The organism is Micromonospora sp. NPDC005161 (assembly GCF_053599855.1).
Window position 1 is genome coordinate 172,185 of the sequence record NZ_JBSFYQ010000011.1, and the last position, 23,086, is coordinate 195,270.

The following is a 23,086-nucleotide window of genomic DNA, read 5'->3' on the forward strand; positions in this document are numbered from 1 at the left end:
TGAGGTCCGGTGCTCCCGTGGTGGGAGCACCGGGGCCGGTCGCCGTCGTGGCGGGGCGGCCGGTGCCGGGCGTGGCCGGCGGGGCCGGCCACCGGATGGATCAGCCCGGCCCGGGCGCGCCGGCGGGCGGGCCCGGCGAGGTCGGGCCGGGTGCGGCCGGCGCCGTCGGGCGGCGGCGACGCAGCAGGAACACGCCCACCGCGGCGAGCAGCAGCAGGAGGAGCAACCCGCCGACGATCAGCAGCCAGGGGAACCCGCCTCCGTCGGCGGCGGCGACCGGCGAGGCCGACGGTCGGGGCGGCGCCTCGGCGACGGCCCGCAGCTCGGTCGGCTTGTCCTGGTTGGAGTCCACCTTCCAGCTGACCGACCGGCCGTTGACGGTGCCATTGGAATCGATCACCCGGCCGGGAAATGTCACCGAGATCTCGAACGACATCAACTTGAGGAAAGCCTGTTGCTGTTGCGGATTCTGCTCGGCCATTTTTCCGCCGTACTTCTTCGGGTCGAGCGGCAACGTGAACCGGTAGAAATCGCCGTCCCGGACCAGTTTGACGCTCTCGCTGTCGAAGGTCGCCAGCGGCGCCTTGCGGTAACTGATCTGGGTGCCGAAGAGATTGCTGTCCTCGTAGCCGGACTCCTCGCCGGGCGGCAGCGCGGGGATGTTCTGGCGCAACTCGGCGATGGCCGCCGGCATGGTCTTGTTCCAGGCGACCAGCCGGGACCTGTGAGCAGTCAGCAGCAGCTGCCCGTCGACTGTGTCGTCGGTGTTGACGGTGAGCCCCATGTTGAGTTGAGCGGCCCAGAATCGGGTGAACACGGGTCGTTCTAGTCCCGGAAATACTGGTAGAACGATATCGGGCGTTGGCGGTGCGTGCCGGACGAGGTCACTGCGCCCTCGACCGTCCTGAATGCAGCCGCTCAGAACGGCGAGAAGGAGGAGACACACCGCGACGCGGAGTGCCTTACCGCGGTTGACTCTCCTGTTCATGCGCTCAGTGTGTGTGATCGCGTTCACCATGAGCAGTCAGCGATCAGTCACAACGCAGTCGCCGATATTACCGGCGTGCTGTCATGTTCGGCCGAGGCCGGCGGCGGCAGAAATGATTACCCTGGAGTTTTGGGCCCATCGCGGTTTTCACGCCGGAGATCCCTCGGTGGGGGAGGCCGGCCGGGGCCGGGGTGCGACAGGCTGGGTGCCCCGTCGACCGGACCCGGGAGCACCACGATGACGCCAGCCCAGCGCCACACCCCGAAGGTCGAGCTGCATGTCCACCTGGAGCCCATCGTGGACGCCGAGGAGCGGCTCGGGCTGGCCGGCTGGGCGGACGTGCTCGCCCACCGACGACCCGGCCATCTTCGACATCACCCTGGCCGACGAGTACGCCTTCGCCGGGCGGCTCGGCGTGGACGCCGCGACCGCGTACGCCTCGGCCTGCGCGGAATGCTCGGCGATGCCGCCACCCGCGCGGCTGGTGGCGGTGGGGGAGCGGGCCTACGGGACTCGTCCCGGCGCTACAACCGGTCGCGAAGGCCGTCGATGATCGGACACCTTCCACCGCGCGAGCGCCTACCCGACAGGGCCACCGGCCCGGGTCTACGCTGACTGGATGACGGTGGTCGCGTGCGTGCTGCTGGTGGATCCCGACGGGCAACTGTTGCTGCAACTGCGCGACGGCAACGCCCGCTACCACCCCAACGCGTGGGGGTTGCCCGGCGGGCATGGCGAGGCGGGGGAGACGCCGGAGCAGACCGCCGAGCGGGAGCTGTGGGAGGAGACCGGCCTGCGCGCAGACGGGCCGCTGCGCCCGTTCGCGGTGCAGCCGCTGCCGGAGCTGGAGCGGGTCAAGCACTACTTCATCGGCGGCACCCGGGCCCGGCAGGAGGACGTGGTGCTCGGCGAGGGGGCAGCGATGGTCTTCGTGCCCCGCGACGAGGTGCTCGACGGCCGTCCCTACACACCGGGCACCGTCGAGGTGCTGACCCGGTTCCTCGCCTCACCCAAGTACGCGGGCGCGGCCACCGCCGGCTGAAACGACCGCCGGGACCGGTTCAGCCCCCTGGAGGCCGCCAGTCGGCGTACCGGGCCATGCCCCGAAGTGCCGCCCGGGCCGGGGTGAGCCGCAACGCGGCGTCCCGCACCGCCACGGCGAGGGGGTTGCGGAGCTGCTGGCCGTACCGGCCGGCGCGGAAGGCGGCCCGGGCGATGGCCTGGCTACGGGGACGACGCTGCCGGTCGTACGCCGCCAGGGCGGCCGGCAGCCCCTCGGCGCCGCCGGCGCAGACCGCACCGAGCACGACCGCGTCCTCGATCGCCTGGCCGGCGCCCTGCCCGAGGTTGGGCGTCATCGGGTGGGCGGCGTCGCCGAGCAGCGCCACCCGCCCCCGCACGTACGAGGGCAGCGGTGTGGCCAGGTGGTGGATGTCGTTGCGCAGCACGACCCCGGGTGGGGTGGCCGCCAGCAGCGCTGGGATGGGCGCGTGCCAGTCGCCGAAGCGTTCCCGGACGACCGCCAACTCGTCCGGGGCGTGGCCGCCGGGCGGGGCGGTGAGCGCGGCGTACCAGTAGACCTGGCCGGCGCCGAGCGGCACCATCCCGAACTCGGCCGCCGGGCCCCAACTGATCGCCGCCGGGACGGGGTCGGGGAACGCGATGGCGGCCCGCCAGGCCGTCGAGCCCGCGTACACCGGGGCGGGGTGTTGCGGCCAGAGCTGAGCGCGCAGCCGGCTGCGCAGGCCGTCGGCGCCGACCACCAGGTCGGCGGCGAGCGTCTGCAGGCCGGCGGGCCCTTGGTAGCGCACCTCGGCGCGGTCCGGGCCGGGCTCGACGTGCTCCACCTCCGCCCGGGTCAACAGCGACGAGGCCGGCAGCGCCTCGCGCAGGATGCGGTGCAGGGTGGCCCGGTGTACGCCGAGCGCCGTGGTGCCCAGCTGGCGGGTCATCTCCGCCGCGTCCACCCGGGACAGCCACCGGCCGTGCCGGTCGCGGATGCCGCCGGGCGCCTCGGCGTGCTCGCCACGGCGCAGGGCCGGGCCGAGGCCGAGTGCGTCCAGCGCGCGCAGCGCGTTCGCCATCAGGGTCAGCCCGGCGCCGACCTCGCGCAGCTCGGCGGCGCGCTCGAGGACGGTGACCCGCCATCCGTGCCGGTGCAGGGCGAGCGCCGCGCTGAGTCCGCCGATCCCGGCGCCGACCACCACCGCGTGCGGGTCGTCCATGTCGACCACCTTTCTACAGCTGTAGAAGAGTGATACTACCTGCGGACCACCGGAAGGGGGAGGTGCGTGACGGCCCGGACGAACCGGATCGCGCTGCTGGCCGACGCGGCCATCGAGCTGATCGCCGACGGCGGCATGCGAGCGCTGACGCACCGGGCGGTGGACGGTCGCGCCGACATGCCGCCCGGCACCACGTCCGCGTACCTGCGGACCCGGCAGGCGCTGATCGAGGCAGTGGTGGGACGGCTCGCCGAACGGGACCGGGCCGACCTGGAGGTGTACGACCTGCCGACCGGCCCGCCACCCCCGACGCCGGGCCCCCGGCTCGACGGTGACGACCTCGACCGGCTCGCCGCCGGCGTCGCCGAGGTGCTCGACCGCTGGCTGAGCACCGGACGCAGCCGGACCCTGGCCCGCTACGCCTGCCTGCTGGAGGCGGTGCACCGCCCCGAGCTGCGCGGCATCCTGCACCACGGCACCGGCCTGCGGGTCCAGGCCCGCGACCTGCTGACCCGGGCCGGCGCCCCCGACCCCCAGCGGCAGGGCGACCAGTTCGTCGCGTTCGTGGACGGGCTGCTCTTCGACCGGCTGGTCGGCGCCGGCGCGCTCACCGCCCCGGCGCCCGGCAGCCCGGCCAGCCGGGCCGACCTGACCGCCGCCGTTCGCACCCTGCTGCACGCCCTGACCGGCAGCTGACCCCGCTGGCGCGATCAGCCGGCGGTGGCGCCGATCCGGTGCTGGCTCGGGCTGATCCCGCGGACCCGACGAAACGCGGTGCTCAGGGCGTACGGGGTGGCGTAGCCGACCCGCCGGGCCACCGCGCCCAGCGTGGCGTCGGGCTCGCGCAGCAGATCCGCGGCGAGCGTCAGCCGCCACCCGGTCAGGTACGCCATCGGCGGCTCACCGACCAGCTCGGTGAACCGGCGGGCCAGCACCGCCCGGGAGACGCCCACCTCGGCGGCGAGCGCGGCGACCGTCCACCCTCGGGCGGCGTCGTTCTCCAGCAGCCGCAGGGCCGGGCCGACCACCGGGTCGCCGGCCGCCCGGTACCAGCCGGGCGCCGCGTCGACGCGGCCGAACCAGGTACGCAACGCGCCGATCAGCAGCAGGTCCAGCAGCCGGTCCAGCACCGCCGCCTGGCCGGGGGCGTCCCGGGTCACCTCCTGCGCCAGCAGCGGGACCAGCGGACTGCGCCACTCGTCGGCGGGGACCACCAGCAGCGGCGGCAGCGCGCTGAACAGCCGTCGGCTCACCTCGCCGGGCAACTGGTACGTGCCGGTCAGCAGCACCGTCGACCCGCGTGGGCCGGTGCCCCAGGTGCGTACGCCCAGCGCCATCGACTCGGTCAGCGGCTCGCCGCGCAGGGTGGTGCAGCGCTGACCGGGGTGGATCACCACCTGCGGTGGGGTGGCCGGGTCGTCGGCGACGAGGTAACCGTCCGGCCCGCGCAGCACCGCCACGTCGCCGGGGCGCAGCGCCGCCGCGGCGGCGTCATCCGGTACGAGCCAGGCGGTGCCGCTGACCAGCGCCACGACGGTGAGCGGCGCCCGGTCCTCGATCCGTAGCGCGTACGGCGGGTCGAGCACCGAGCGGAGTAGGAAGGCGCCCCGGGCCCGGGGACCGTCGAGCAGCCCGGTGAGGGGGTCCATGGCGCGATGGTAGACGATCGCGAGGGGCGCTCCGGCGGCCGCCAGACGCCGGCGCGGTGCCGGTGACCGGGTGCGGGAGGTGGGCGAAGGTGCGGTTCGGGGGGCTGCGGGTCGCCGGGGACCGGCTGCGGCGGGACTGGCGGCCGGTGCTGGAGACGACCGTCGCGGCGACCGTGGCCTGGCTGCTCGCCACCCGGCTGGTCGGGCACCCGCAGCCCTTCTTCGCTCCGGCGGCGGCGCTCATCGTCCTCGGCCAGGCCCGGGGACAACGGATCCGGCGGGCCGTCGAGGTCGTCCTCGGTGTCGCCGCCGGGGTGCTGGTCGCGGACCTGGTGGTGCAGGCGCTGGGCCCGGGCACCACCTGGACGGTGTTCACCGTCATCCTGCTCACCATCCTGCTCTCGGCGGCCCTCGGCGCCACCGGTGTGACGTTGGTGCAGGCCGCGGTCTCGGCGCTCTACCTGGTGGTGGTCGCACCGCCGGACGGGTCGCTGGTGCCGTTCCGCTTCGTCGACGCGCTGATCGGCGGCGCGGTCGCGCTCGCCGTCAGCCTGCTGGTCGACGCCCGGCACCCGCTGGCCCCGCTGGTCGCCGAGGTGCGGCGGACCTTCGACGAACTGGCCGGGCTGCTGGACGGGATCGCCGACGCGCTGGATCGCCGCGACGAGCCCGGCGCGGTCGCCGCGCTGGTCCGGGCGCGGGGCATGGACGCCCGGGTCGACGGGTTGCGCGACGGGGTGCTCGCGGCCGGCGAGGCGCTGCGGCTCAACGTGCGCCGGCGCCGGCACATCGGCCGGCTGCGGTCGGTGGACGAGTCGATCCGGCAGATCGACTACGCGGTACGCAACGTCCGCGTGCTGGCCCGCGCCGGGGTGACGCTCAGCCGGCTGCAGTCCCCGGCGCCGCCCGAGCTGGGCGTGGCGCTACGTGCGCTGGCCGAGGCGGTCCGGGAGGCCGGAGCGGCCCTCGCCGCCGACCTGGACGGGCGGGACGAGGCAGCCGACCGGCACGCCAGCCGGGCGGACGAGTCGGCGCTGGCCGCGGTGCGCACCGTCGGACAGCTCTTCGGTCCGACCCAGACCCTCCCACTCGCGATGATCATCGGCCAGGTCCGGGCCACGGCCATCGACCTGTTGCGCGGCGTCAACCCCGACGACGACGTCGCCGTCCTCACCCGGGTGGACGACGCCCTCGGTCTTCCCCCGGTCTGACCCGCACCCGAGCGGTCGGCGTCAGGTGGTCAGCCAGGTGGTGGCGGACCGCCGGATCGACGTGGGCAGTTCGTGGCCGCCGGGGAACTCCTCGTAGGTGACCTCGTAGCCCAGGTCGTGCAGGTGCGGGACGAGCCGGCGGCTGCACATGTCGATCGGCAGGACGCGGTCGTCCACCCCGTGCGCGACGAAGATCCGCGGCCGCCCGTGCGTGGCCGGCGGCGCGGCGAAACCGGGGGAGAAGGCCAGCACCGCGTCGACCAGGTCGCCGTTGGTCAGGCCCAGCGACAGCGCGTACGAGGCGCCGTCGGAGAACCCGCCGAACGTCACGTCGCGCACCGGGTAGCCGTCGAAGACGCTGGCCAGCAGCTCGTCGATGCGCCGCACGTCCACCCCGAAGCCCCCGGCGATCAGGTCCCAGCTGCTGGCGACCGCCTGCGGGGCGACCAGCAGCAGGTGGTGCGCGTCCGCGACCGGCAGCAGCAGGTCCAGCCCCTGCCGCGCGGAGCCGCCCGCCCCGTGCAGCAGCACCACCAGCCGGTACGCGGCGTCGTCGGCGGCGGGCTCCGGGGCGTACACCATCGCCAACAGCCCACCGCCGGGGGCGCTCAGCGGCACCAGCCCGGCGGGCGCCGGCGCCACCGGCGGGTGGGCGCGGGCGGTCAACCGGCCGGGGCGGGAAACGCCCGCCGGCTCCTGCCGCGGCGGCCTGAGTTCGGACACGGGTCACCGTTCCTCGCTGTCGGCGGGGTGTGCGCCGCGGTTACCCGGCCCGCCACCGGTTAACCGCCCGCAGTGGGTCAGGCGCCGCCGGCGCGAAGGGCCTGGCCCGGGTCAGGCGCTGTCGCGGGCCACCAGGGCGGACGGGAAGAGGGTCACCGGCGCGGTCGGACGACGGTCCAGCACGGCCGTGGCCGCGGCGGTGGCGATCCGCCCCACCGGGTGGCTCGCGGTCGTCAGCGCGGGGGCGGTCATCCCGGCCAGCGGGATGTCGTCGAAGCCGGCCACCGCGACGTCGCCCGGCACCCGCACCCCACCCTCGCGCAGCGCCGCGATCACCCCGAACGCGGTCTCGTCGCTGATCGCGTACACGGCGTCGAGGTCCGGCCAGCGCCGCAACGCCTCGTCGGCCGCCGCCCGGCCGCGCGCCGCGGTGAAGTCCCCGGGCAGCACCCGCTCCGGCAGCCCCGCCTGGCGCATCAGCCGGCGGTACGCCTGCACCGGCCGCTGCGAGCACGGCAGCCACCGGGGGCCGGCCACCATGGCGATCCGGCGGCGACCGCCGGCGTACAGGTGGCGCAGCACCTCCTCGGCGCCGGCGCCGTTGTCGACGTCGAACGACGGGACGGTGGCCGAGCCGATGCCGATCGAGGCCACCCGGCCGCGCAGCGACCGGGGCACGGCGTCCAGCAGGTTCTCGGTGGTGTTCACCAGCACCACCCCGCACACGCTGCCGTCGCCGGCGAGCTGGTCCAGGCTGTTCGGCTCGCCCAGCGGCAGCCAGTGCAGCGCCACCCCGATGGCGGCCGGCGCGCAGACCCGGGCCGCCGAGCCGACCACCCGGTGCACGTACGGGTCGTCCAGCACCGCCGCGCTGGGCCCGGCGACCGCCACCACCAGCCGTACGCCCCCGCCGCGGACCAGTGCCCGGGCGGCCGGGTTGGGCACGTAGCCGAGCTGGTCGGCGGCCGCGGCGACCCGCTCCCGGGCGGACGGCGAGGCGAACCCGGTCCCGGCGATCACCCGCGACGCCGTGGACCGGGACACCCCGGCGGCCCGCGCGACGTCCTCCAGCGTGGCCGGCCGGTGCGCGGCTGCCGTCATGGTTTCCTCCCCCGACCAGTCGTCCGGCCGACGGACGCCTGCCGGCATCATGCCCCGGCTGGGCCACCGGCGGTAAGGGGCGGTCACCCCGGTTGTGGTGGAAGCGCTCTCAGGTGTGCGATCGTGCCAGGAGATCACCCCGAGAAAGAGGAACCGTCCCCGTGAGCGCCGCCACCAGTCCGCCCGTCCCCCCGGCCACCGCCCCGGCGCCCTCCCGGGCCGTGCGGACCGCCCGCAACGGCGTGGCCGTCGTCTTCACCCTCAACGGGCTGGCGGTCGGCAGCTGGTTCTCCCGGGTGCCGGCGGTCCGCGAGGCGCTGGACCTCTCCGCCGGCCGGCTCGGCCTGCTGCTGCTCGCGATGAGCATCGGCGCGCTGCTCGCCATGCCCACCTCCGGCCTGCTCGCCCAGCGCCTCGGTGCGGCCCGCACCGTGACGCTGGCCACCGTGCTGGTCGCGGTCGGCCTGACCGTCGCCGGGCTGGGTGCCACGGTGGCCGGTTCGGTCGTCGTCGTCGCGGTGGGCCTGGCCGCGTTCGGCTACGGCTCCGGCGCCTGCGACGTGGCGATGAACGTCGAGGGTGCGGCGGTGGAGCGGCGCCTGGGGCGTACCGTCATGCCCCGCTTCCACGCGGCGTGGAGCCTCGGATCGGTGGCGGGTGCGGCACTCGGGGCCGGGGCGGCCCGGTTCGACCTGCCCGTCGGCGCGCATCTCGCCGGTGTGGCGGTGGTGGTGCTGGCCGGCACCGTGCTCGGTGCCCGGTCGTTCCTGCCCCAGCCGGTCGTCGACGAGGCGCAGGATACGGCGGACGCCAGCCCGCGCGCTCGCCGCCGCGCCCAGCTCGCCGCCTGGCGGGAGCCGCGCACCCTGCTGATCGGGCTCTTCGTGCTGGTGGCGGCGTTCACCGAGGGCAGCGCCAACGACTGGCTGGCGGTGGCCTTCGTCGACGGCCGGGACCTGAGCGAGGCGGCCGGCGCGGTGGTCTTCGGCGTCTTCGTCGTCGGCATGACCCTCGGTCGCACCGCCGGCACGGTCGCGCTGGACCGGTGGGGTCGGGTGCCGGTGCTCACCAGCACCGTCCTGCTCGCCGCGTTCGGCGCGGGCCTGGCCGTGCTGGCCGGCTCGGGGCCGGTCGCCATCGTCGGCGTCGCGCTCTGGGGGCTCGGCGCGTCGCTGGGCTTCCCGGTCGGGATGAGCGCGGCGGCCGACGAGGAGGCGCACGCGCCCGTCCGGGTGAGCGTGGTCGCGGTGATCGGCTACACCGCGTTCCTGGGTGGGCCACCGCTGCTGGGGCTGCTCGGCGACCGGGTCGGCATCCTGCAGGCGCTGCTGGTGGTGCCGTTGCTGCTGCTGCCGACCCTGGCGCTGGTGCCGGTGCTGCGCCCGCCGGGCGCCGCCGGACCGACCTCGCCAGCACAGAAAATCTAACCTGGAACGCCGCCGAGCGGTATCGGGCGCACGGCCGACTGCGCCGCGCGCCCCGGCTGGCTACGGTCGCCCGATGCCAACCGACTTGATCACCGCCGCCGCGGCGGGCAGCTGGACCCTGGGCGACCGCGCCGTGCATCGGATGGGTTTCGGCTCCATGCGGATCACCGCGAACCCGGACCGCGGCCGAGCGATCGCGCTGCTGCGCCGCGCCGTGGAGCTGGGCGTCAACCACATCGACACCGCCGCCTTCTACGTCTCGCCCGGCGGGACCCTGGGGGTTGGCATCGGCCCGGCGCGCTACGCGACCGAGCTGATCCGGGCGGCGCTTGCCCCGTACCCCGAGGATCTGGTGATCACCACCAAGGTCGGCTTCGGGTACGACTTGGTGGGCGGCTTCACCGAGGCGGTCACCCCGGCGCGGTTGCGGGCCCAGGTGGAGGAGAACCTGCGCCGGCTCGGCCTCGACCGCCTGGACGTGGTGAACCTGCGGCTCGGCCGGGGACCGGGCACGGTGCCGCTGGCCGAGCGGTTCGGCGCCCTGGCCGAGCTGCGCGCCGCCGGGCTGATCCGGCACCTCGGGCTCTCCAACGTCCGGCCCGGGCAGCTGGAGGAGGTGGCGGACATCGCGCCGGTGGTCTGCGTGCAGAACAACTACGGGGTGGACGCCTACCGGGAGCAGGACGAGTTCGTCCGGTCCTGCGGCGAGCGGGGGATCGCCTACGTGCCGTTCTTCGCGTTGGCCGGCACCGGCCGGGAGGCGGGCGCGAGCGCCGAGCAGGGCGAGGCCGTGGACGCCGTCGCCCGGGCCCACGGCGTCACCCCGCACCAGGTACGCCTGGCCTGGACCCTGCACCAGGGGCCGCACGTGCTGGCCATTCCCGGCACCGGCGACCCGGCGCACCTCACGGCGAACGTGGCGGCCGCCGCCCTCCACCTGACCCCCGAAGACCTGGCCCTGCTCGGCTGACCCCGCCGCCGCCTTCCATGATCACCGGGGTGTGGGGGAGTGGGGTGGGTCAGTCGCGGAGCCAGACTCGGAGGGGGCCCTGTTGGGTGAAGCCCGCTGTCAGGGCGGGGGTCAGGTCAGGGCCGGATTCGTAGCCGACCAGTGGTACCCGGGGCACGGTGGCGAGGACGCCGTGCCAGATCTCGCGGGGGTCCACCGTGTGGGCGAACAGGTTGGAGACCCCGTACGCGCTGTCGCCGCTGACCACCGCGCCGCCCAGAACCGTGCCCCGGTCGTCGTACCGGGCCAGTATCCGTACCCCGGGGTCGGCCAGCAGTGCCGGCCGGAACAGCGACCCGCCGCCGTGCGCCGCCGCCCAGACGGCGAGTTCCGTCGGCGTGGTGACCGGGGTCAGCGGAGCGCCGGTGGGCGGATCCAGCGGTGGTCGGTGGATCCACTGTGCGTCGAAGAGCACCCGGAAGCCGTACCGGGACAGATCGAGGTCGGCGAAGCTGTCCTTCACCGAGGCGCCGGGCCTGGCGTCGATCCGGGCCAGCAGGGCATCGACGTCGACGCCGGGGCGCAGCGTGACCGCGTCCGGGTACCAGGTTGGGGAGCGGCGGGGGACCGACCAGGCGTCCGCGTCGGTCCGGCCGGCCAGCCCGTGGCTGCCGCAGACCACGTCGCACCATTCGGCGTTGTTACGGGCCGCCGCCTCCCGCACGTCCTTGGGCACGTCCCGCAGCCTAGGGGGCGACGTGTCTAGGGCAGCCGGTCGGTGTAGACCAGATCCATCGTGTCGGTGTGCCCGGACCAGCGGAGTTCGAGTTTCCAGCAACCCGCGTGCGGCATGTCGATGATCGACGGACCCGGACCGCCGGCGACCTCGCGGGTCACCCTGGTGTCGGTGCCGTACAGCGTCGCGGTGATCGCCAGGGCCTTCGGCGACGTCGTCTCGGACGATGTCGAGGCAGGGCGGGAGACCCAGAGGATCTTGTTGTTCGACCCGTCCTGTCTGACCTGAGCGAGCGGGTGAGCGAACAGCACCGCCACGATGTCGCCCTTCGCGCCGAAGACGTGCGGGACCCGGGCGTCCCCGCTGAACCCGGCGTCCGCCCAGTCGGGCAGGGACCCCGTCTCGATCCGCGGGCCGCAACCCGTCGCTGCGGTCGCGGAGGTCGTGCTGGTCGGCGCGTCGACCGGCGTGGCCGACCGGCCGGCCGTCGTGCACGCCGTCAGCAGGAGCACCGACCCCATCAGCAACCTGCCCCATGCACCCATCTCGCCCCTTCCGAATACCTGTCGATGAGTCAGAACGTCCTCGCACCATCAAGACACCGGACGCGCCCGCCAAGTTCCCCGTCCGAGCTTTCCTGGGAGTACGCCTAGTCCAGCGATTCGGCGATCTCGATCGCCTCGGCCCTCGTGAGGTCGCCCTCCAGCCGGTAGCTCGCGTCGGCCCCCTGCCAGATCAGGGTCGAGGCGGCGAGCCGGGCGGTCTCCATCCGGACCTGTCCGGTGCGATCCACGTAGGCCAGGACGTGCGGGCCGCCGACCCAGACGGCGAAGTCGCCGTCGACCTGGACCCACTCCGCTCCCGGCCGGCTGGTCTGCTTGTGGAACGCCAGGTCGAGCCGACCATCGAAGGCGTCGATGCGCAGCGCGCCCCCGTGGTAGAGCAGCGTGGCCACCCGGTAGGCGCCCGTGTCGTCGGGATCGGCGACCAGCACCCGCTCGGGCGGACCGAGCTTCGCCGGTAGGCGGATCGGGAAGCGCACCGCCCGTTGCGCCTCATCCAGGGCCGCGGTTCGCTGCGCGGGCAACGGCGACGGGGTGCCGGTGGGCAGCACCGGGTCGGGCGACGTGACAACGGTGACTCCGGCGAAGCGCAGCAGCCCCGCGACGGCGTCGGCGAGGGCCGCCCGTCCCGGTGGTAGCACCGCCACGAGCAGGGCGACGAGCGCCGCCGCCGCGTAGGCGCGCCACCGACGCCGCCGGGACGGGGGCTCGGTGAGCCGAGCGCGTACGCGCGTGGTCACGTCGGGCGCGTCGGGTGTCTCCAGCCAGGTGGAGAGGCCACGCAGCTCCCTCTCGAGGTCATCCACTCCGGACCTCCTCGCGGTCGAGCAAGCCGCGGAGCTTCGCCAATGCCCGGGACGTCCGCGACTTCACCGTGCCCCGCGGCCAGCCCAACGTCGCCACCGTCTCCTCCTCGCTGAGATCGAGGAAGAACCGGCAGACGATCACCTCACGGTCGCGTACCGGCAGTTGGCGCAGAGCGTCCACCAGCACGGCGCGGCGCTCCCCGGCGAGGACCGCGCCGACCGCGTCGTCCTCGGCGATCTCCGAAGCCGGGTTCGCCGCCGCGGCCCGCAGGACGAGGCCGTCGCGGCGGGTGCGTGACCGGTGCAGGTTGCGGGTCTCGTTGGCGACGATCGCCAGCAGCCACGAGCGGAACGACGACTCCGCCCGGTAGCGGGAGAGCTTTCGGTACCCCTTCACGAAGGCCTCCTGGATGACGTCCTCGGAGTCCGAGCCCGCGCCGAGTAGCACCGCCGTCCGGTACGCGGACGCGGTGTGCCGGGCGACCAGGAGGTCGTACGCCTCCAGGTCACCTGCCCGAGCGCGGGTGACGAGCACGTCGTCGTCCAGGGGTACCTCCGGTTGGGTCACCTTCATGACACCGCTCACGCGCTGCGGGTTCCAGCCGCGGCTCGGTCAGCCCACTCTCACCCGGCGTGCAGCGTATTGCCAGGAAACGGTGGTGCACTGGATGGGCGTCGAGGAGAGGAGTCGGTCATGGGCTGGTTCAGTCGGCGGGCCCGGGGCGCCGAGGCGACCCCCACGAAGCTGGACCGGGAGGCGACCCGGGACGACCTCGCCGCGCTCGAGGCGTTCATCGCCAGCCGGCGGGGGGTGGAGTTCTACCTGGAGCCGGAGACCACCGCCACCGACACCACGGTGGTGGCGATCGCACACGACGGCGAGTGGATCCGTCGCCGTACCGGCACCCCGCGTGCGGCGGGCGCCATCGCCCGCAAGCACGCGGTGCCGCTGTACGAGGCGGCCCGCACCGGCTACCCGGAACGGATGCGCACCTGGAGCCGTGCCCACCCGGAACGCCACGCCCGCTGAGCGTGGCCGCGTCCGTCGAGGTGGCCGTGAGCCGCCGTCCCACCGGGCGATCGGGGCAGGCCAGAGGACGTGTGCGCACCCTTTGCTCTGCTTACCCGGGCGCAACGAAAAGGCGTCGTCACTGTTGCGCTGGCTGAAGCAGAGCAAAGGACGCGTCGCATTGACCCGGGGCGTTCCGATGCGGCGTCCGAGCACGCCTCAACCGCCAGATATCGATGAGAGTCATTCGCCTGGCCAGGCCGGGGTCGGCGTTGACCGGCGACGGACGGGTGTGGCAGCATTCGCGGCCTGACGGCAGTGAAGGAAGTCGGTGTGATTCCGACGCGGTCCCGCCACTGTCACCGGGGAGCGATCCCCCCTCGTGAGTCACGGCCGCGTGTCTGCGGTTGGAAGGCCGGGGGAGAGCGTCGATCCGGAAGCCAGGATACTTCGGCCGTCGGGATGTACCCCAGGGCGTGGACACCCGAGGAGGACCCGATGACGCACGGCGTCTCTTTCATTGACGGACACCGTCATGATCCGCTCGGCGGGCTCTCCGCCGCACCCACCGCCGCACCCGGCCCCGGTCGTACCGCCTGATGCCGCAGGGAAAGCCGAGCACGGTGCCCGCCGACGGTTTGACCACCCGGCAGCGACGTCACCGGCCGCTGCTGATGGTCCACACCGGACAGATGAAGGGAAAGTCCACCGCCGCCTTCGGGCTGGCGCTGCGGGCGTGGGCAGCCGGCCTGCCGGTCGGGGTGTTCCAGTTCGTCAAGAGCGCCAAGTGGCGGGTGGGGGAGGAGAACGCCTTCCGGGCCCTCGGCGAGGTGCACGAGCGCACCGGTCACGGCGCGCCGGTGGCGTGGCACAAGATGGGCGAGGGCTGGTCCTGGATCCAGCGTGGCGGCGACGCCGATCACGCCGCGGACGCCCTGGAGGGTTGGCGGCAGATCCAACGCGACCTGGCCGCCGAGCGCTACGGGCTGTATGTGCTGGACGAGTTCACCTACCCGATGACGTGGGGCTGGGTGGACGTCGACGAGGTGGTGGCCACCCTGGCCGACCGTCCCGGCTTCCAACACGTGGTCATCACCGGCCGGGACGCCGACCCGCGCCTGGTGGCCGCCGCCGACCTGGTGGCCGAGCTGACCAAGGTCAAGCACCCGATGGACGCCGGCCAGAAGGGCCAGAAGGGCATCGAGTGGTGAGCGCCGCCGCCGAGTCGTGGCCGCTGCCCCGCCCGATGGGCGACGACCGCGCCGGCCCGGACGGCCGCAGCGGTCTCCGCTGGCCGGGAACGGGTCAGCCGGTCAGGGCCCGGGCGAGGACGTAGCCGACGGTCGCGGCGGCGAGCCCGGCGGTCACACTGCCCAGCACGTTGGCCAGCGCGAGGAGCCGGTTGCCGGTCCTGGTCAGCCGCAGCGTCTCGTAGCTGAAGGTGGAGTAGGTGGTCAGCGCGCCGCAGAAGCCGGTGCCGAGCAGCGCGCTGACCGCCGGGCCGGCCGGCAGCCCGACGAGTACGCCGAGCAGCAGCGATCCGAACACGTTGACGGTCAACGTCCCCCACGGGAACGCCGAGTGGTGCCGGGCCTGCACGGCCCGGTCGGTGAGGTAGCGCAGCGGCGCGCCGACGGCCGCCCCGAGCACGATGAGCAGCACGGTCACCGGACGGCCCGCCCGTCGTCGCGGTCCCGGTCGAGCAGTCGAGCGGCGGCGGCGTCACCCAGCCACACCGCGACCAGGGCGCCGAGCACCGTCGCGGCCAGGTACGCCAGCGCGGTGACCGGGGCGCCCGCGACCACCGCCTGCTGCACGTCCACGGCGTAGGTGGAGAAGGTGGTGAACCCGCCGAGCACCCCGACCCCGAGGAACGGGCGGACCAGCGGTCGACCGCCGCCGACGTGCCCGAGCACCGCCATGAGGACGCCGATCAGCAGGCAGCCGGTCAGGTTGATGCCGAAGGTCGCCCACGGGAAACCGGTCCGCGCGTGGGGGAGGGCGTGTTGCAGGCCGGCCCGGGCCAGCGCGCCGAGCACCCCGCCCGCCGCGATCGCCGCGAGCAATGCCGCGGGATGAGCCTTCAGCTCGCCACGGTCGGCGGGGACGCGCAGGTCGACGTCGGGGTCGGTACGCGGGTCGAGCGGTCCGGACATGATGCCTCCCCACCAGCACGGTGTCACTGGCAGGGACCGTTGGCGAGCGGCGTCGCGGTTCTCCCGGTGTCCCCGGGACGGCGGGCCCCACCGCCGGGAGCGCTCCTGCTCCGGCGTCAGTATATCGTCCACCCACCGAGCGCCGGGCCGACCGGCGCGGCAGACGCCGGCCGGCGGGGCTGGTGGGTCAGCGCACCCCGGCGACCGCGGCGTCCGTGCCGCCGCGCCACACCGTGCCGACCTCGCTGAAGCCGGCCGCGGTCAGCGCGGCCAGGTGCCAGGAGGCCGGGGGGTTCCACTCGGGGCTGTGCCCGGTCGGGTAGATGGCGTGCCGCTCGGCGACCAGCGGGGCGAGCACCGGATCGGCGCCGGCCCGGTCCCACCAGTCCGACCAGGACAGCACGGACCCGGCGGCGTACCGGGCGGCCCGCCGGTCCCGCGCCCGGTCGAGCAGCCGCTTGGTCAGCTCCGGCAGGGTGTCGTCGGGCATGTGGTCGGCGTTGACGAAGATCCCTCCCGGCCGCAGCAGATCGCGGACCTCGCCGTAGAGCCGGCCGAGCCGCTCGGCCGGCAGCCAGTGCAGCGCGGTGGCGGTGAGCACGGCGTCGTACTCGTCGTGAGGCAGGGCGGATCGCCATTCGGGGGCGCCGAGGTCGGCGGTGACGACGGTGGCCCGGTCGTTCAGCGAGGCGCGGGCGATGGCCAGCAGCGCCGGGTCGAGGTCCAGCAGGGTCACCTCGGCGGTGGGGAAACGCGTCAACGCCCGCAGCGAGATGGTGCCGGTGCCGCCGGCCAGGTCGAGCACGCGCGGCGGCCGGCCGTCGCGGACCGCGTCGACGGCGTCGAGCATGGCGGCGAACCGGTGCTCCCGGTCCGGTAGGTACGCCTCCTGCTGGCGGTCCCAGCTCTCCTGCCACGCCGACGGATCCGTGATGTAAGGAGTCATATGGATCAGGCTAGTTACCGAACGAGACACTTGTCCAGACCTTGTTGCACATAACTTGCAATTGCGAGAACATGGCAGAGCGATGATCACAGGGGAGCCGGGTCGGTCATCCGCCCGGCCCGGCTCTCCTCTCGCGCGACTGCCGCCGCGGGTCAGGCCGCGGTCGGTGCCAGGTCCGCGTCGGCCGTCGGCGCCCCGCTGCGGCGGGCCAGCCGGAGCGCCCCGAGTAGGACACCGAGGCCGGCCAGGGTGAGCGCGGCGCCGGCCCAGATCGGTGCGGTGTAGCCGAGCCCGGCGGCGATGGTCACCCCGCCGACCCAGGCGCCCAGCGCGTTGCCGAGGTTGAACGCCGCGATGTTCGCGCCCGACGCGAGGGTGGGCGCCTGGTGCGCGTACCGCATGATCCGCATCTGCAGCGGCGGGACGGTCGCGAAGCCGAACGCGCCCATCAGCACCAGCGAGGCGACGGTCAGCACCGGGCTCGACGCGGTCAGGGCGAACCCGACGAGCACCACGGTGAGTACGGCCAGGACGGTGATCAGGGTGCGCGACAGCGACACGTCCGCCGCCCGGCCGCCGAGGAGGTTTCCGACGAAGAGCCCTACGCCGAAGAGGACCAGCAGCCACGGCACCGCGCTGGTGGCGAAGCCGCTGACCTCGGTGAGCGTGTAGGCGATGTAGGTGAACGCGCCGAACATGCCGCCGAAGCCCAGCACGGTGATCACCAGGGAGAGCCAGACCTGCGGGTGGGTGAAGGCCCGCAGTTCGCCGCGCAGCCCACCGGCCGGGCGTTGGGCGTCGACGGTGCCGCGGCCGGGGATGAGCAGGGCCAGCCCGATCAGCGCGACCACCCCGATGCCGGTGATCGCCCAGAACGTCGAACGCCAGCCGACGTGCTGGCCGAGGAGGGTGCCGAAGGGGACGCCGAGCACGTTCGCGATGGTCAGCCCGGCGAACATCAGCGCGATGGCGCCGGCCCGGCGGGCCGGCGCGACCAGTCCGGCGGCCACCACGGCGCCGATGCCGAAGAACGCGCCGTGGCAGAGCGCGGCGACGATCCGGCCGGCCATCATCACGCCGTAGTCGCCGGCGACCGCGGAGAGCAGGTTGCCGATGATGAAGAGCACCATCAGCCCGAGCAGCACCGGTTTGCGGGGCAGTCGGGTGACCGCGGCGGTGAGGGCCACCCCGCCGACGGCCACGCTGAGGCCGTAGCCGGAGATCAGCCAGCCGGCCACCGGCTCGGTGACCGCGAAGTCGGCGGCCACCTCGGGCAGCAGACCCATGATGACGAATTCGGTGAGCCCGATGCCGAAGGCGCCGAGGGCCAGCGCGATCAGGCCGGGCGGCATGGACGTGGGGCGTACGGGCATGGTCTTCCCATCGGGGAGGGGTCAGATATTCGGCGCGTGCAACTACCCGCGCCAACAACGAGATAGTTGCACGCGCTTCATATAGGCGCAAGCGTGGTAGCCTGGGGCCGGTCAGATCACATCCCAGGAGGCCGTCATGGGCATCGCCGACGACGCGGTCGAGATCCGCGCGCAGGGCTGGCGCACCCTCGCCGCCCTGCACGGGCTGATCGAGACGTCCCTGGAGCGGGCGTTGCAGGCCACCCATGACCTGTCCGTCGTCGAGTACACGGTGCTCGACGCGCTCTCCCGACAGGACGGCTGGCACATGCGGATGAGCCAACTCGCCCGCGCCGCCGCGCTCTCCAGCAGCGCGACCACCCGCCTGGTCACCCGTCTGGAACAGCGCGGCCTGCTCACCCGGATCCTCTGCGCCGACGACCGGCGCGGCATCTACACCGAGCTGACCCCGGCCGGCTCCGAGCTGCTCGCCCACGCCAGACCCACCCACGACGAGGTGCTGACGTCCGCACTGGCCGAAGGGGAGGCCACCCCGGAGCTGGCCCCGCTGGTGGCCGCGCTGCACCGCTTGCCTACCGCCCGCTGACTCCACTCCGGGGCGGCGATGGTCGGCCCACCAGGCCGGGCGTACGGTACCCGGAGCCCGGCCGGGCCCGTCGCACGAAGGAGGCAGGCGATGCAGGACCGCACCCCTCGTCCCGAGGAGCTGGAGCCGATCGAGCGCGCCGGCATCGACGAGCTGCGCGCCCTGCAACGCGAGCGGCTGCGCTGGTCGTTGCGGCACGCGTACGACAACGTGCCGCACTACCGTCGGGCGTTCGACGCGGCCGGGGTGCATCCCGACGACTGCCGCGACCTCGACGACCTGGCCCGTTTCCCGTTCACGGGCAAGGCGGAGCTGCGGGACAACTTACCCGTTCGGCATGTTCGCCGTGCCCCGCGAGCGGGTCGCCCGGCTGCACGCCTCCTCCGGCACCACCGGCCGGCCGACCGTGGTCGGCTACACCCGCGACGACCTGCGGACCTGGGCCCGGCTGATGGCCCGGTCGATCCGCGCGTCCGGCGGCCGTCCGGGCGACCGCGTGCACGTTGCGTACGGCTACGGGCTGTTCACCGGCGGGCTCGGCGCGCACTACGGGGCCGAGGAGCTGGGCTGCACCGTCATCCCGGTCTCCGGCGGCATGACCGAACGCCAGGTCATGCTGATCCGCGACTTCGAACCCGAGGTCATCATGGTCACGCCCAGCTACATGCTGGCCATCGTGGACGAGATGCAGCGCCAGGGCCTCGACCCCCGGGCGACCTCGCTGCGGGTGGGCATCTTCGGCGCGGAACCGTGGACCGAGGACATGCGCCGGGAGATGGAGCACCGGCTGGACATCCACGCGGTCGACATCTACGGGCTCTCCGAGGTGATGGGCCCGGGTGTGGCCACCGAGTGCGTCGAGACCAAGGACGGGCTGCACCTCTGGGAGGACCACTTCTATCCGGAGATCATCGACCCGCTCACCGGCGCGGTGCTGCCCGACGGCGAGCAGGGCGAGCTGGTGCTCACCTCGCTGACCAAGGAGGCGATGCCGGTCGTCCGCTACCGGACCCGGGACCTGACCCGGCTGCTGCCCGGCACCGCCCGCCCGATGCGCCGGATCGAGAAGATCACCGGCCGGACGGACGACATGATGATCGTGCGCGGGGTGAACCTCTTCCCGACCCAGATCGAGGAGCTGATCCTGCGGACCCCGCAGCTGTCGCCGCACTTCCAGTGCGTACTCGACCGGCAGGGCCGGCTGGACACCCTGACGGTGCGGGTGGAGCGGCGGGCCGAGGTCGCCGTGGACGCCGCCGAGCGCGCCGGCGCGACCCTGGTGGAGCTGGTGAAGAACACCATCGGGGTGAGCGTGGCGGTCGAGGTGCTCGCCCCGGACGCGGTGGAGCGTTCGGTGGGCAAGATGCGGCGAATCGTCGACCAGCGGCGGGCCGGCTGACGTGGCGGAACAGCGCAACCCGGCGTACGACATGTTCGCCGCCGACGTGGCCTCGCGCGGTCTCGGCATCGAGCTGGTCGAGGCCGGCGACGGCGCGGCGGTGGCCCGGATGCGGGTGACCGAGGGGATGCTCAACGGTCATGCGATCGCCCACGGCGGCTTCGTCTTCCTGTTCGCCGACACCGCGTTCGCGCTGGCCTGCAACAGCCGGGGCCCGGTGACCGTCGCGGCTGGCGGTGAGATCACCTTCGTCCGGCCGGCGGGCGCCGGTGATCTGCTCACCGCCCGCGCCACCGAGCGCACCCGCTACGGCCGCAGCGGCATCTACGACGTCACCGTCACCCGGGACGACGGCGAGGTGGTCGCCGAGTTCCGGGGCCGCAGCCGGACACCGGCGTCGCCACCGTCGACATAGGATCCGCCCATGCGTGTCCTGGTGGTCTCCGCGCCGCTCGTCGGCCACGTCTTCCCGCTGGTGCCGCTCGCCGTCGCGCTGCGCGACGCCGGCCACGACGTGCTGCTGGCGACCGGTGGCGGCGGCCTGGCCGCCGCCGACGCCGGCCTGCCGGTACACGACATCGCGCCGGGCTTCGACTTCGGCCGGATCGCGCTGCGCGTGCTGCCGCGCCACCCGCTCGTCGCCCGCGCCGAGCTGGCCGGCACGGCCGGCACCCGGGGCGCCGGCCTGCTCTTCGGGGCGCTCAACGACCAGCTCACCGACCCGATCGTCGCGCTGGCCACCCGGTGGCGTCCGGATCTGGTGCTGCACGAGCCGTTCGCGGTGGCCGGCGCGGTGGCCGCCGCCCGGCTGGGCGTGCCGGCGGTCCGGCGGTCCGGCAGGAGAACGCCTTCTTCGACGGACGGGACCTGGTCCGCGCCACCACCGCCCGACTCGGCGCCGCGCTGCGCCGGCACGACCTGACCGAGCTGCCGCCGCCCGCCGCGGCCCTCGCCGTCGCCCCGCCCAGCGTGACCAGGCAGGACGGCTGGCCGATGCGGTACACGTCCTACGTCGGCGGCGGCGAGCTCCCGGCCTGGCTGCGGGAGCCGGGTGAGCGGCCCCGGATCCTGGTCACCCGCAGCACCCTCACCGGCCCCGGCGACCGGGGGCCGATGCCTGCCGTGGTCGCGGCCGCCGCCCGGGTGGACGCCGAAATCGTGCTGGTCCGGCCGGACCCGCGCTCGACCCGTGCGCTGCCCGGCAACGTCCGGGTGGTCGACTGGATCCCGCTCGACGAGGCGCTGCCGGCGAGCGCGGCGCTGGTCCACCACGGCGGGGCGGGCAGCGCGTTCGGCGCTCTCGCCGCCGGCCTGCCGCAGCTGGCCACCGTCGGTCCGGGGGACCGGCGGCACAATGCCGAGCTGGTGGCCCGTCGAGGCGCCGGCCTGGCACTACGCCCCCGCGACATCACCCCGCGGACGCTGACCCGGCTGCTCACCGACGACGGCCTGCGGGCCGCGGCCGGGCAGGTCGGCCGGGAGATCGCCGCGATGCCGCCGCCGTCCGAACTGGTGGCCCGGCTGGCCGCGCTGGTCTGACGGCCGCCCCGCGTGCCCACCTCGCACGGCCGCCCAGCTGGGGCAGGATGACCGGATGCGACACGTCGTGCTGTTCCACTCCGTGTACGGGCTGCGGCCCGCCGTGCGCGCCGCCGCGGACCGGCTGCGTGCCGCCGGGCACCGGGTCGTCACGCCCGACCTCTACGGCGTCCAGGCCACCGACACCGTCGAGGAGGGCTTCGCGCTGCTCGACAAGATCGGCCAGGAGGTGGTGCTCGACCGGGCCCGCGCGGCGCTGCGGGAGCTGCCGGCGGAGACCGTGCTCGCCGGCTTCTCGATGGGCGCCGGCGTGGCCGGGGCGCTGCTGGCCGAGCGCCCCGACACCGCCGGTCTGCTCCTGCTGCACGGCACCGGTGGCGCGCCGGAAGCCGCCCGCGCCGGGCTGCCGGTACAGCTGCACCTCGCCGACCCCGACCCGTACGACGCGCCGGACGAGGTCGACGAGTGGCAACGGGAGATGACCGACGTCGGCGCCGACCTGACGGTGTTCCGCTACCCGGGCGCGGGGCACCTGTTCACCGACCCGGACCTCGCCGAGTACGCCCCGGACGCCGCCGCGGCGACCTGGCCGCGGGTGCTGGCCTTCCTCGCCACGGCCTGAGCGTCGGACCCGTCGGCGCGGCGACCCAGCTGCGCACCTTCGTGGCCAGGGCACTCCCGCTGAGGCACCGTTGCCCAGGTCACCCCAGACGTCGACGGCTGCCGGCGCCGCCGGGCAGGCGGTGTGGCGGCCAGTGGGCGGGCGGCACGACGGTGGTCGTCGGCTGGATCGCGAGGCCTGGCGAGGGCCCTTGCGCAATCGTCGCCAGAACGGTCACGCGGACGCGGCAAGGCCGCCCAGCGGATGGATCAACGGCGGGCGGGGTACGGCGCGCGCCACGCCGGGCGCAGCACGGACGACGGTCAGCGCGCCGCGCTGGCGCGTGGGCCGCAGCCCGGACGACTCCGGTGCGGCGGGTGCCGCGCGGACCGGTGCCAGCGTCCGGCCCACCTCCGGGCTCCGGTCACCACGCGCGATGGAGCGCGGCGTCGGCGCGTTCGCCCGCCCCGCGCGGGCCGGGGCGAGGGCGGCGGCGGATCGGACCGGCGGCACGTCGCCCGCCGGGGCGGTCGTCCGGAACCGCCGCGCGGGCGCCGGACGGCCGACCCGGGGCGGCAGGGCCGTCGCCGGCGTGCCGGGATGCCGGCGCGGCCCCGCCGGGTGGGTTGCGGCGGCCGGCCGCGTCACGGTCAGTGCCGCGACGGCGGCGTCGAGGCGGTGGGTCCGGGATCGGGCGGCATCGAGGGGCACGATCTTGGCGCGGCCGGCGACCGGGCCGGCGGCATCCGTGCGGTGTGCGGCGGAGGTAGGGGTGTCCGTGTGGCGTGCGGCCGAGCCGGGGCTGTCCGCGCGCTGTGCGGGGGAAGCGGGACTGTCCGCGTGGTCGGCGGCGGAAGCAGGGGCGTCCGCGTGGCGTGCGGCGGAAGCAGGGGCGTCCGCGTGGCGTGCGGCGGAGGCGGCGCCGACCGCGGCGGGCCGGTCGGGGGCGGAGCCGGCGTTCTGCTCGATCGCGTCGGGGTAGGTGACGTCGGCATGAGCGCCGTCGGCCGCGCGGCGGGCGAAGACGGCCCGCAGCGCCCGGGGCAGCCGCTCGGCGGCGACCCGGCGCAGCACGGAAGAGCGTCGAGTAGGCAAAGAG

27 protein-coding genes, 1 pseudogene and 1 riboswitch are annotated in these 23,086 nt (G+C 74.6%); of the genes and pseudogenes, 14 read left to right on the top strand and 14 right to left on the bottom strand.

What is annotated here, in order from left to right; all coding sequences use genetic code 11:
* Nucleotides 1–100: 100 nt before the first annotated feature.
* Nucleotides 101–817, bottom strand: coding sequence for an LppM family (lipo)protein (locus ACWD5O_RS13840; protein WP_450085483.1), 717 nt, complete (start codon nucleotides 815–817; stop codon nucleotides 101–103).
* A gap of 448 nt (nucleotides 818–1,265) precedes the next feature.
* On the opposite strand from ACWD5O_RS13840, the gene ACWD5O_RS13845 reads away from it, so the two are divergent.
* A complete protein-coding gene (locus ACWD5O_RS13845) occupies nucleotides 1,266–1,541 on the top strand; it encodes a hypothetical protein (RefSeq protein WP_354962285.1) in 276 nt (91 codons plus the stop codon).
* A gap of 66 nt (nucleotides 1,542–1,607) precedes the next feature.
* Nucleotides 1,608–2,030, top strand: a complete 423-nt coding sequence (locus ACWD5O_RS13850; RefSeq protein WP_450085484.1) for an NUDIX hydrolase — start codon at nucleotides 1,608–1,610, stop codon at nucleotides 2,028–2,030.
* Between the two features lie 19 nt (nucleotides 2,031–2,049).
* Here the strand turns inward: ACWD5O_RS13850 and ACWD5O_RS13855 are convergent, their stop codons facing one another.
* On the bottom strand, nucleotides 2,050–3,213 hold the full coding sequence (locus tag ACWD5O_RS13855; protein WP_387322324.1) for an FAD-dependent monooxygenase: 1,164 nt from the start codon (nucleotides 3,211–3,213) through the stop codon (nucleotides 2,050–2,052).
* Nucleotides 3,214–3,279: 66 nt separating this feature from the next.
* Here ACWD5O_RS13855 and ACWD5O_RS13860 point away from each other — a divergent pair, with 66 nt between their 5' ends.
* On the top strand, nucleotides 3,280–3,909 hold the full coding sequence (locus ACWD5O_RS13860; protein WP_354962282.1) for a TetR/AcrR family transcriptional regulator: 630 nt from the start codon (nucleotides 3,280–3,282) through the stop codon (nucleotides 3,907–3,909).
* 14 nt (nucleotides 3,910–3,923) lie between these two features.
* Here ACWD5O_RS13860 and ACWD5O_RS13865 read toward each other — a convergent pair whose 3' ends face one another.
* Nucleotides 3,924–4,862 carry an AraC family transcriptional regulator gene (locus ACWD5O_RS13865; RefSeq protein WP_450085485.1) on the bottom strand — a complete coding sequence of 313 codons (939 nt, stop codon included), beginning with the start codon at nucleotides 4,860–4,862 and terminating at the stop codon, nucleotides 3,924–3,926.
* Between the two features lie 89 nt (nucleotides 4,863–4,951).
* On the opposite strand from ACWD5O_RS13865, the gene ACWD5O_RS13870 reads away from it, so the two are divergent.
* Nucleotides 4,952–6,073 (top strand): FUSC family protein, encoded by a 1,122-nt coding sequence (locus ACWD5O_RS13870; protein ID WP_354962280.1) that lies wholly within the window; start codon nucleotides 4,952–4,954, stop codon nucleotides 6,071–6,073.
* A gap of 21 nt (nucleotides 6,074–6,094) precedes the next feature.
* Here ACWD5O_RS13870 and ACWD5O_RS13875 read toward each other — a convergent pair whose 3' ends face one another.
* Complete coding sequence (locus ACWD5O_RS13875) at nucleotides 6,095–6,796, bottom strand: alpha/beta hydrolase (RefSeq protein ID WP_450085486.1); 702 nt, start codon at nucleotides 6,794–6,796, stop codon at nucleotides 6,095–6,097.
* Between the two features lie 111 nt (nucleotides 6,797–6,907).
* The gene (locus ACWD5O_RS13880) at nucleotides 6,908–7,897 is read right to left on the bottom strand and encodes a LacI family DNA-binding transcriptional regulator (RefSeq protein WP_450085487.1); all 990 of its coding nucleotides are present in this window, start codon (nucleotides 7,895–7,897) and stop codon (nucleotides 6,908–6,910) included.
* Between the two features lie 161 nt (nucleotides 7,898–8,058).
* On the opposite strand from ACWD5O_RS13880, the gene ACWD5O_RS13885 reads away from it, so the two are divergent.
* Together ACWD5O_RS13885 and ACWD5O_RS13890 are read left to right on the top strand one after the other, a co-directional pair.
* Nucleotides 8,059–9,324 carry an MFS transporter gene (locus ACWD5O_RS13885; RefSeq protein WP_450085488.1) on the top strand — a complete coding sequence of 422 codons (1,266 nt, stop codon included), beginning with the start codon at nucleotides 8,059–8,061 and terminating at the stop codon, nucleotides 9,322–9,324.
* 73 nt (nucleotides 9,325–9,397) lie between these two features.
* Nucleotides 9,398–10,294, top strand: coding sequence for an aldo/keto reductase (locus tag ACWD5O_RS13890; RefSeq protein WP_450085489.1), 897 nt, complete (start codon nucleotides 9,398–9,400; stop codon nucleotides 10,292–10,294).
* Nucleotides 10,295–10,343: 49 nt separating this feature from the next.
* Here ACWD5O_RS13890 and ACWD5O_RS13895 read toward each other — a convergent pair whose 3' ends face one another.
* The 4 genes from ACWD5O_RS13895 to ACWD5O_RS13910 all read right to left on the bottom strand — a co-directional run bounded on the left by ACWD5O_RS13895 (nucleotide 10,344) and on the right by ACWD5O_RS13910 (nucleotide 12,946).
* Nucleotides 10,344–11,009, bottom strand: coding sequence for a hypothetical protein (locus ACWD5O_RS13895; protein WP_450085490.1), 666 nt, complete (start codon nucleotides 11,007–11,009; stop codon nucleotides 10,344–10,346).
* A 26-nt stretch (nucleotides 11,010–11,035) separates the two neighbouring features.
* Nucleotides 11,036–11,530: a hypothetical protein gene (locus ACWD5O_RS13900; RefSeq protein WP_354962274.1), complete on the bottom strand. Its 495-nt coding sequence runs from the start codon at nucleotides 11,528–11,530 to the stop codon at nucleotides 11,036–11,038.
* A 128-nt stretch (nucleotides 11,531–11,658) separates the two neighbouring features.
* Complete coding sequence (locus ACWD5O_RS13905) at nucleotides 11,659–12,378, bottom strand: hypothetical protein (protein WP_354962273.1); 720 nt, start codon at nucleotides 12,376–12,378, stop codon at nucleotides 11,659–11,661.
* Nucleotides 12,371–12,946 (bottom strand): RNA polymerase sigma factor, encoded by a 576-nt coding sequence (locus ACWD5O_RS13910; protein ID WP_354962272.1) that lies wholly within the window; start codon nucleotides 12,944–12,946, stop codon nucleotides 12,371–12,373. The genes ACWD5O_RS13905 and ACWD5O_RS13910 overlap by 8 nt, the downstream gene beginning before the upstream one ends.
* 126 nt (nucleotides 12,947–13,072) lie before the next feature.
* On the opposite strand from ACWD5O_RS13910, the gene ACWD5O_RS13915 reads away from it, so the two are divergent.
* Together ACWD5O_RS13915 and cobO are read left to right on the top strand one after the other, a co-directional pair.
* A complete protein-coding gene (locus tag ACWD5O_RS13915) occupies nucleotides 13,073–13,408 on the top strand; it encodes a hypothetical protein (protein WP_074310459.1) in 336 nt (111 codons plus the stop codon).
* A 275-nt stretch (nucleotides 13,409–13,683) separates the two neighbouring features.
* A riboswitch (cobalamin riboswitch) is annotated at nucleotides 13,684–13,860 on the top strand.
* A 126-nt stretch (nucleotides 13,861–13,986) separates the two neighbouring features.
* Entirely contained in the window at nucleotides 13,987–14,598 is a 612-nt protein-coding gene (cobO, locus tag ACWD5O_RS13920) for a cob(I)yrinic acid a,c-diamide adenosyltransferase (protein ID WP_354962271.1), read from the top strand.
* Nucleotides 14,599–14,692: 94 nt separating this feature from the next.
* On the opposite strand, the gene crcB is transcribed toward cobO, so the two are convergent.
* The 4 genes from crcB to ACWD5O_RS13940 form a co-directional block, all read right to left on the bottom strand.
* Complete coding sequence (gene crcB, locus ACWD5O_RS13925) at nucleotides 14,693–15,055, bottom strand: fluoride efflux transporter CrcB (RefSeq protein WP_354962270.1); 363 nt, start codon at nucleotides 15,053–15,055, stop codon at nucleotides 14,693–14,695.
* Entirely contained in the window at nucleotides 15,052–15,543 is a 492-nt protein-coding gene (locus ACWD5O_RS13930; RefSeq protein WP_450085491.1) for a fluoride efflux transporter FluC, read from the bottom strand. Before ACWD5O_RS13930 ends, crcB begins: the two co-directional genes overlap by 4 nt.
* 187 nt (nucleotides 15,544–15,730) lie before the next feature.
* Nucleotides 15,731–16,489 carry a class I SAM-dependent methyltransferase gene (locus ACWD5O_RS13935; protein ID WP_354962267.1) on the bottom strand — a complete coding sequence of 253 codons (759 nt, stop codon included), beginning with the start codon at nucleotides 16,487–16,489 and terminating at the stop codon, nucleotides 15,731–15,733.
* Between the two features lie 152 nt (nucleotides 16,490–16,641).
* On the bottom strand, nucleotides 16,642–17,862 hold the full coding sequence (locus tag ACWD5O_RS13940) for an MFS transporter (protein WP_450085492.1): 1,221 nt from the start codon (nucleotides 17,860–17,862) through the stop codon (nucleotides 16,642–16,644).
* A 136-nt stretch (nucleotides 17,863–17,998) separates the two neighbouring features.
* On the opposite strand from ACWD5O_RS13940, the gene ACWD5O_RS13945 reads away from it, so the two are divergent.
* The 6 genes from ACWD5O_RS13945 (at nucleotide 17,999) to ACWD5O_RS13970 (ending at nucleotide 22,008) form a co-directional block, all read left to right on the top strand.
* On the top strand, nucleotides 17,999–18,448 hold the full coding sequence (locus ACWD5O_RS13945; RefSeq protein WP_354962265.1) for a MarR family winged helix-turn-helix transcriptional regulator: 450 nt from the start codon (nucleotides 17,999–18,001) through the stop codon (nucleotides 18,446–18,448).
* Between the two features lie 337 nt (nucleotides 18,449–18,785).
* The gene (locus ACWD5O_RS13950) at nucleotides 18,786–19,847 is read left to right on the top strand and encodes an AMP-binding protein (RefSeq protein ID WP_450085493.1); all 1,062 of its coding nucleotides are present in this window, start codon (nucleotides 18,786–18,788) and stop codon (nucleotides 19,845–19,847) included.
* 31 nt (nucleotides 19,848–19,878) lie between these two features.
* On the top strand, nucleotides 19,879–20,262 hold the full coding sequence (paaI, locus tag ACWD5O_RS13955) for a hydroxyphenylacetyl-CoA thioesterase PaaI (protein WP_354962581.1): 384 nt from the start codon (nucleotides 19,879–19,881) through the stop codon (nucleotides 20,260–20,262).
* 9 nt (nucleotides 20,263–20,271) lie between these two features.
* Nucleotides 20,272–20,769, top strand: a complete 498-nt coding sequence (locus tag ACWD5O_RS13960; protein WP_450085494.1) for a hypothetical protein — start codon at nucleotides 20,272–20,274, stop codon at nucleotides 20,767–20,769.
* Nucleotides 20,770–20,840: 71 nt separating this feature from the next.
* Nucleotides 20,841–21,386 carry a nucleotide disphospho-sugar-binding domain-containing protein gene (locus ACWD5O_RS13965; RefSeq protein ID WP_450085495.1) on the top strand — a complete coding sequence of 182 codons (546 nt, stop codon included), beginning with the start codon at nucleotides 20,841–20,843 and terminating at the stop codon, nucleotides 21,384–21,386.
* 55 nt (nucleotides 21,387–21,441) lie between these two features.
* Nucleotides 21,442–22,008, top strand: a complete 567-nt coding sequence (locus tag ACWD5O_RS13970) for a dienelactone hydrolase family protein (protein WP_354962260.1) — start codon at nucleotides 21,442–21,444, stop codon at nucleotides 22,006–22,008.
* Between the two features lie 213 nt (nucleotides 22,009–22,221).
* Here ACWD5O_RS13970 and ACWD5O_RS13975 read toward each other — a convergent pair.
* Nucleotides 22,222–23,086: pseudogene (locus ACWD5O_RS13975) on the bottom strand (hypothetical protein); the annotation flags it as partial.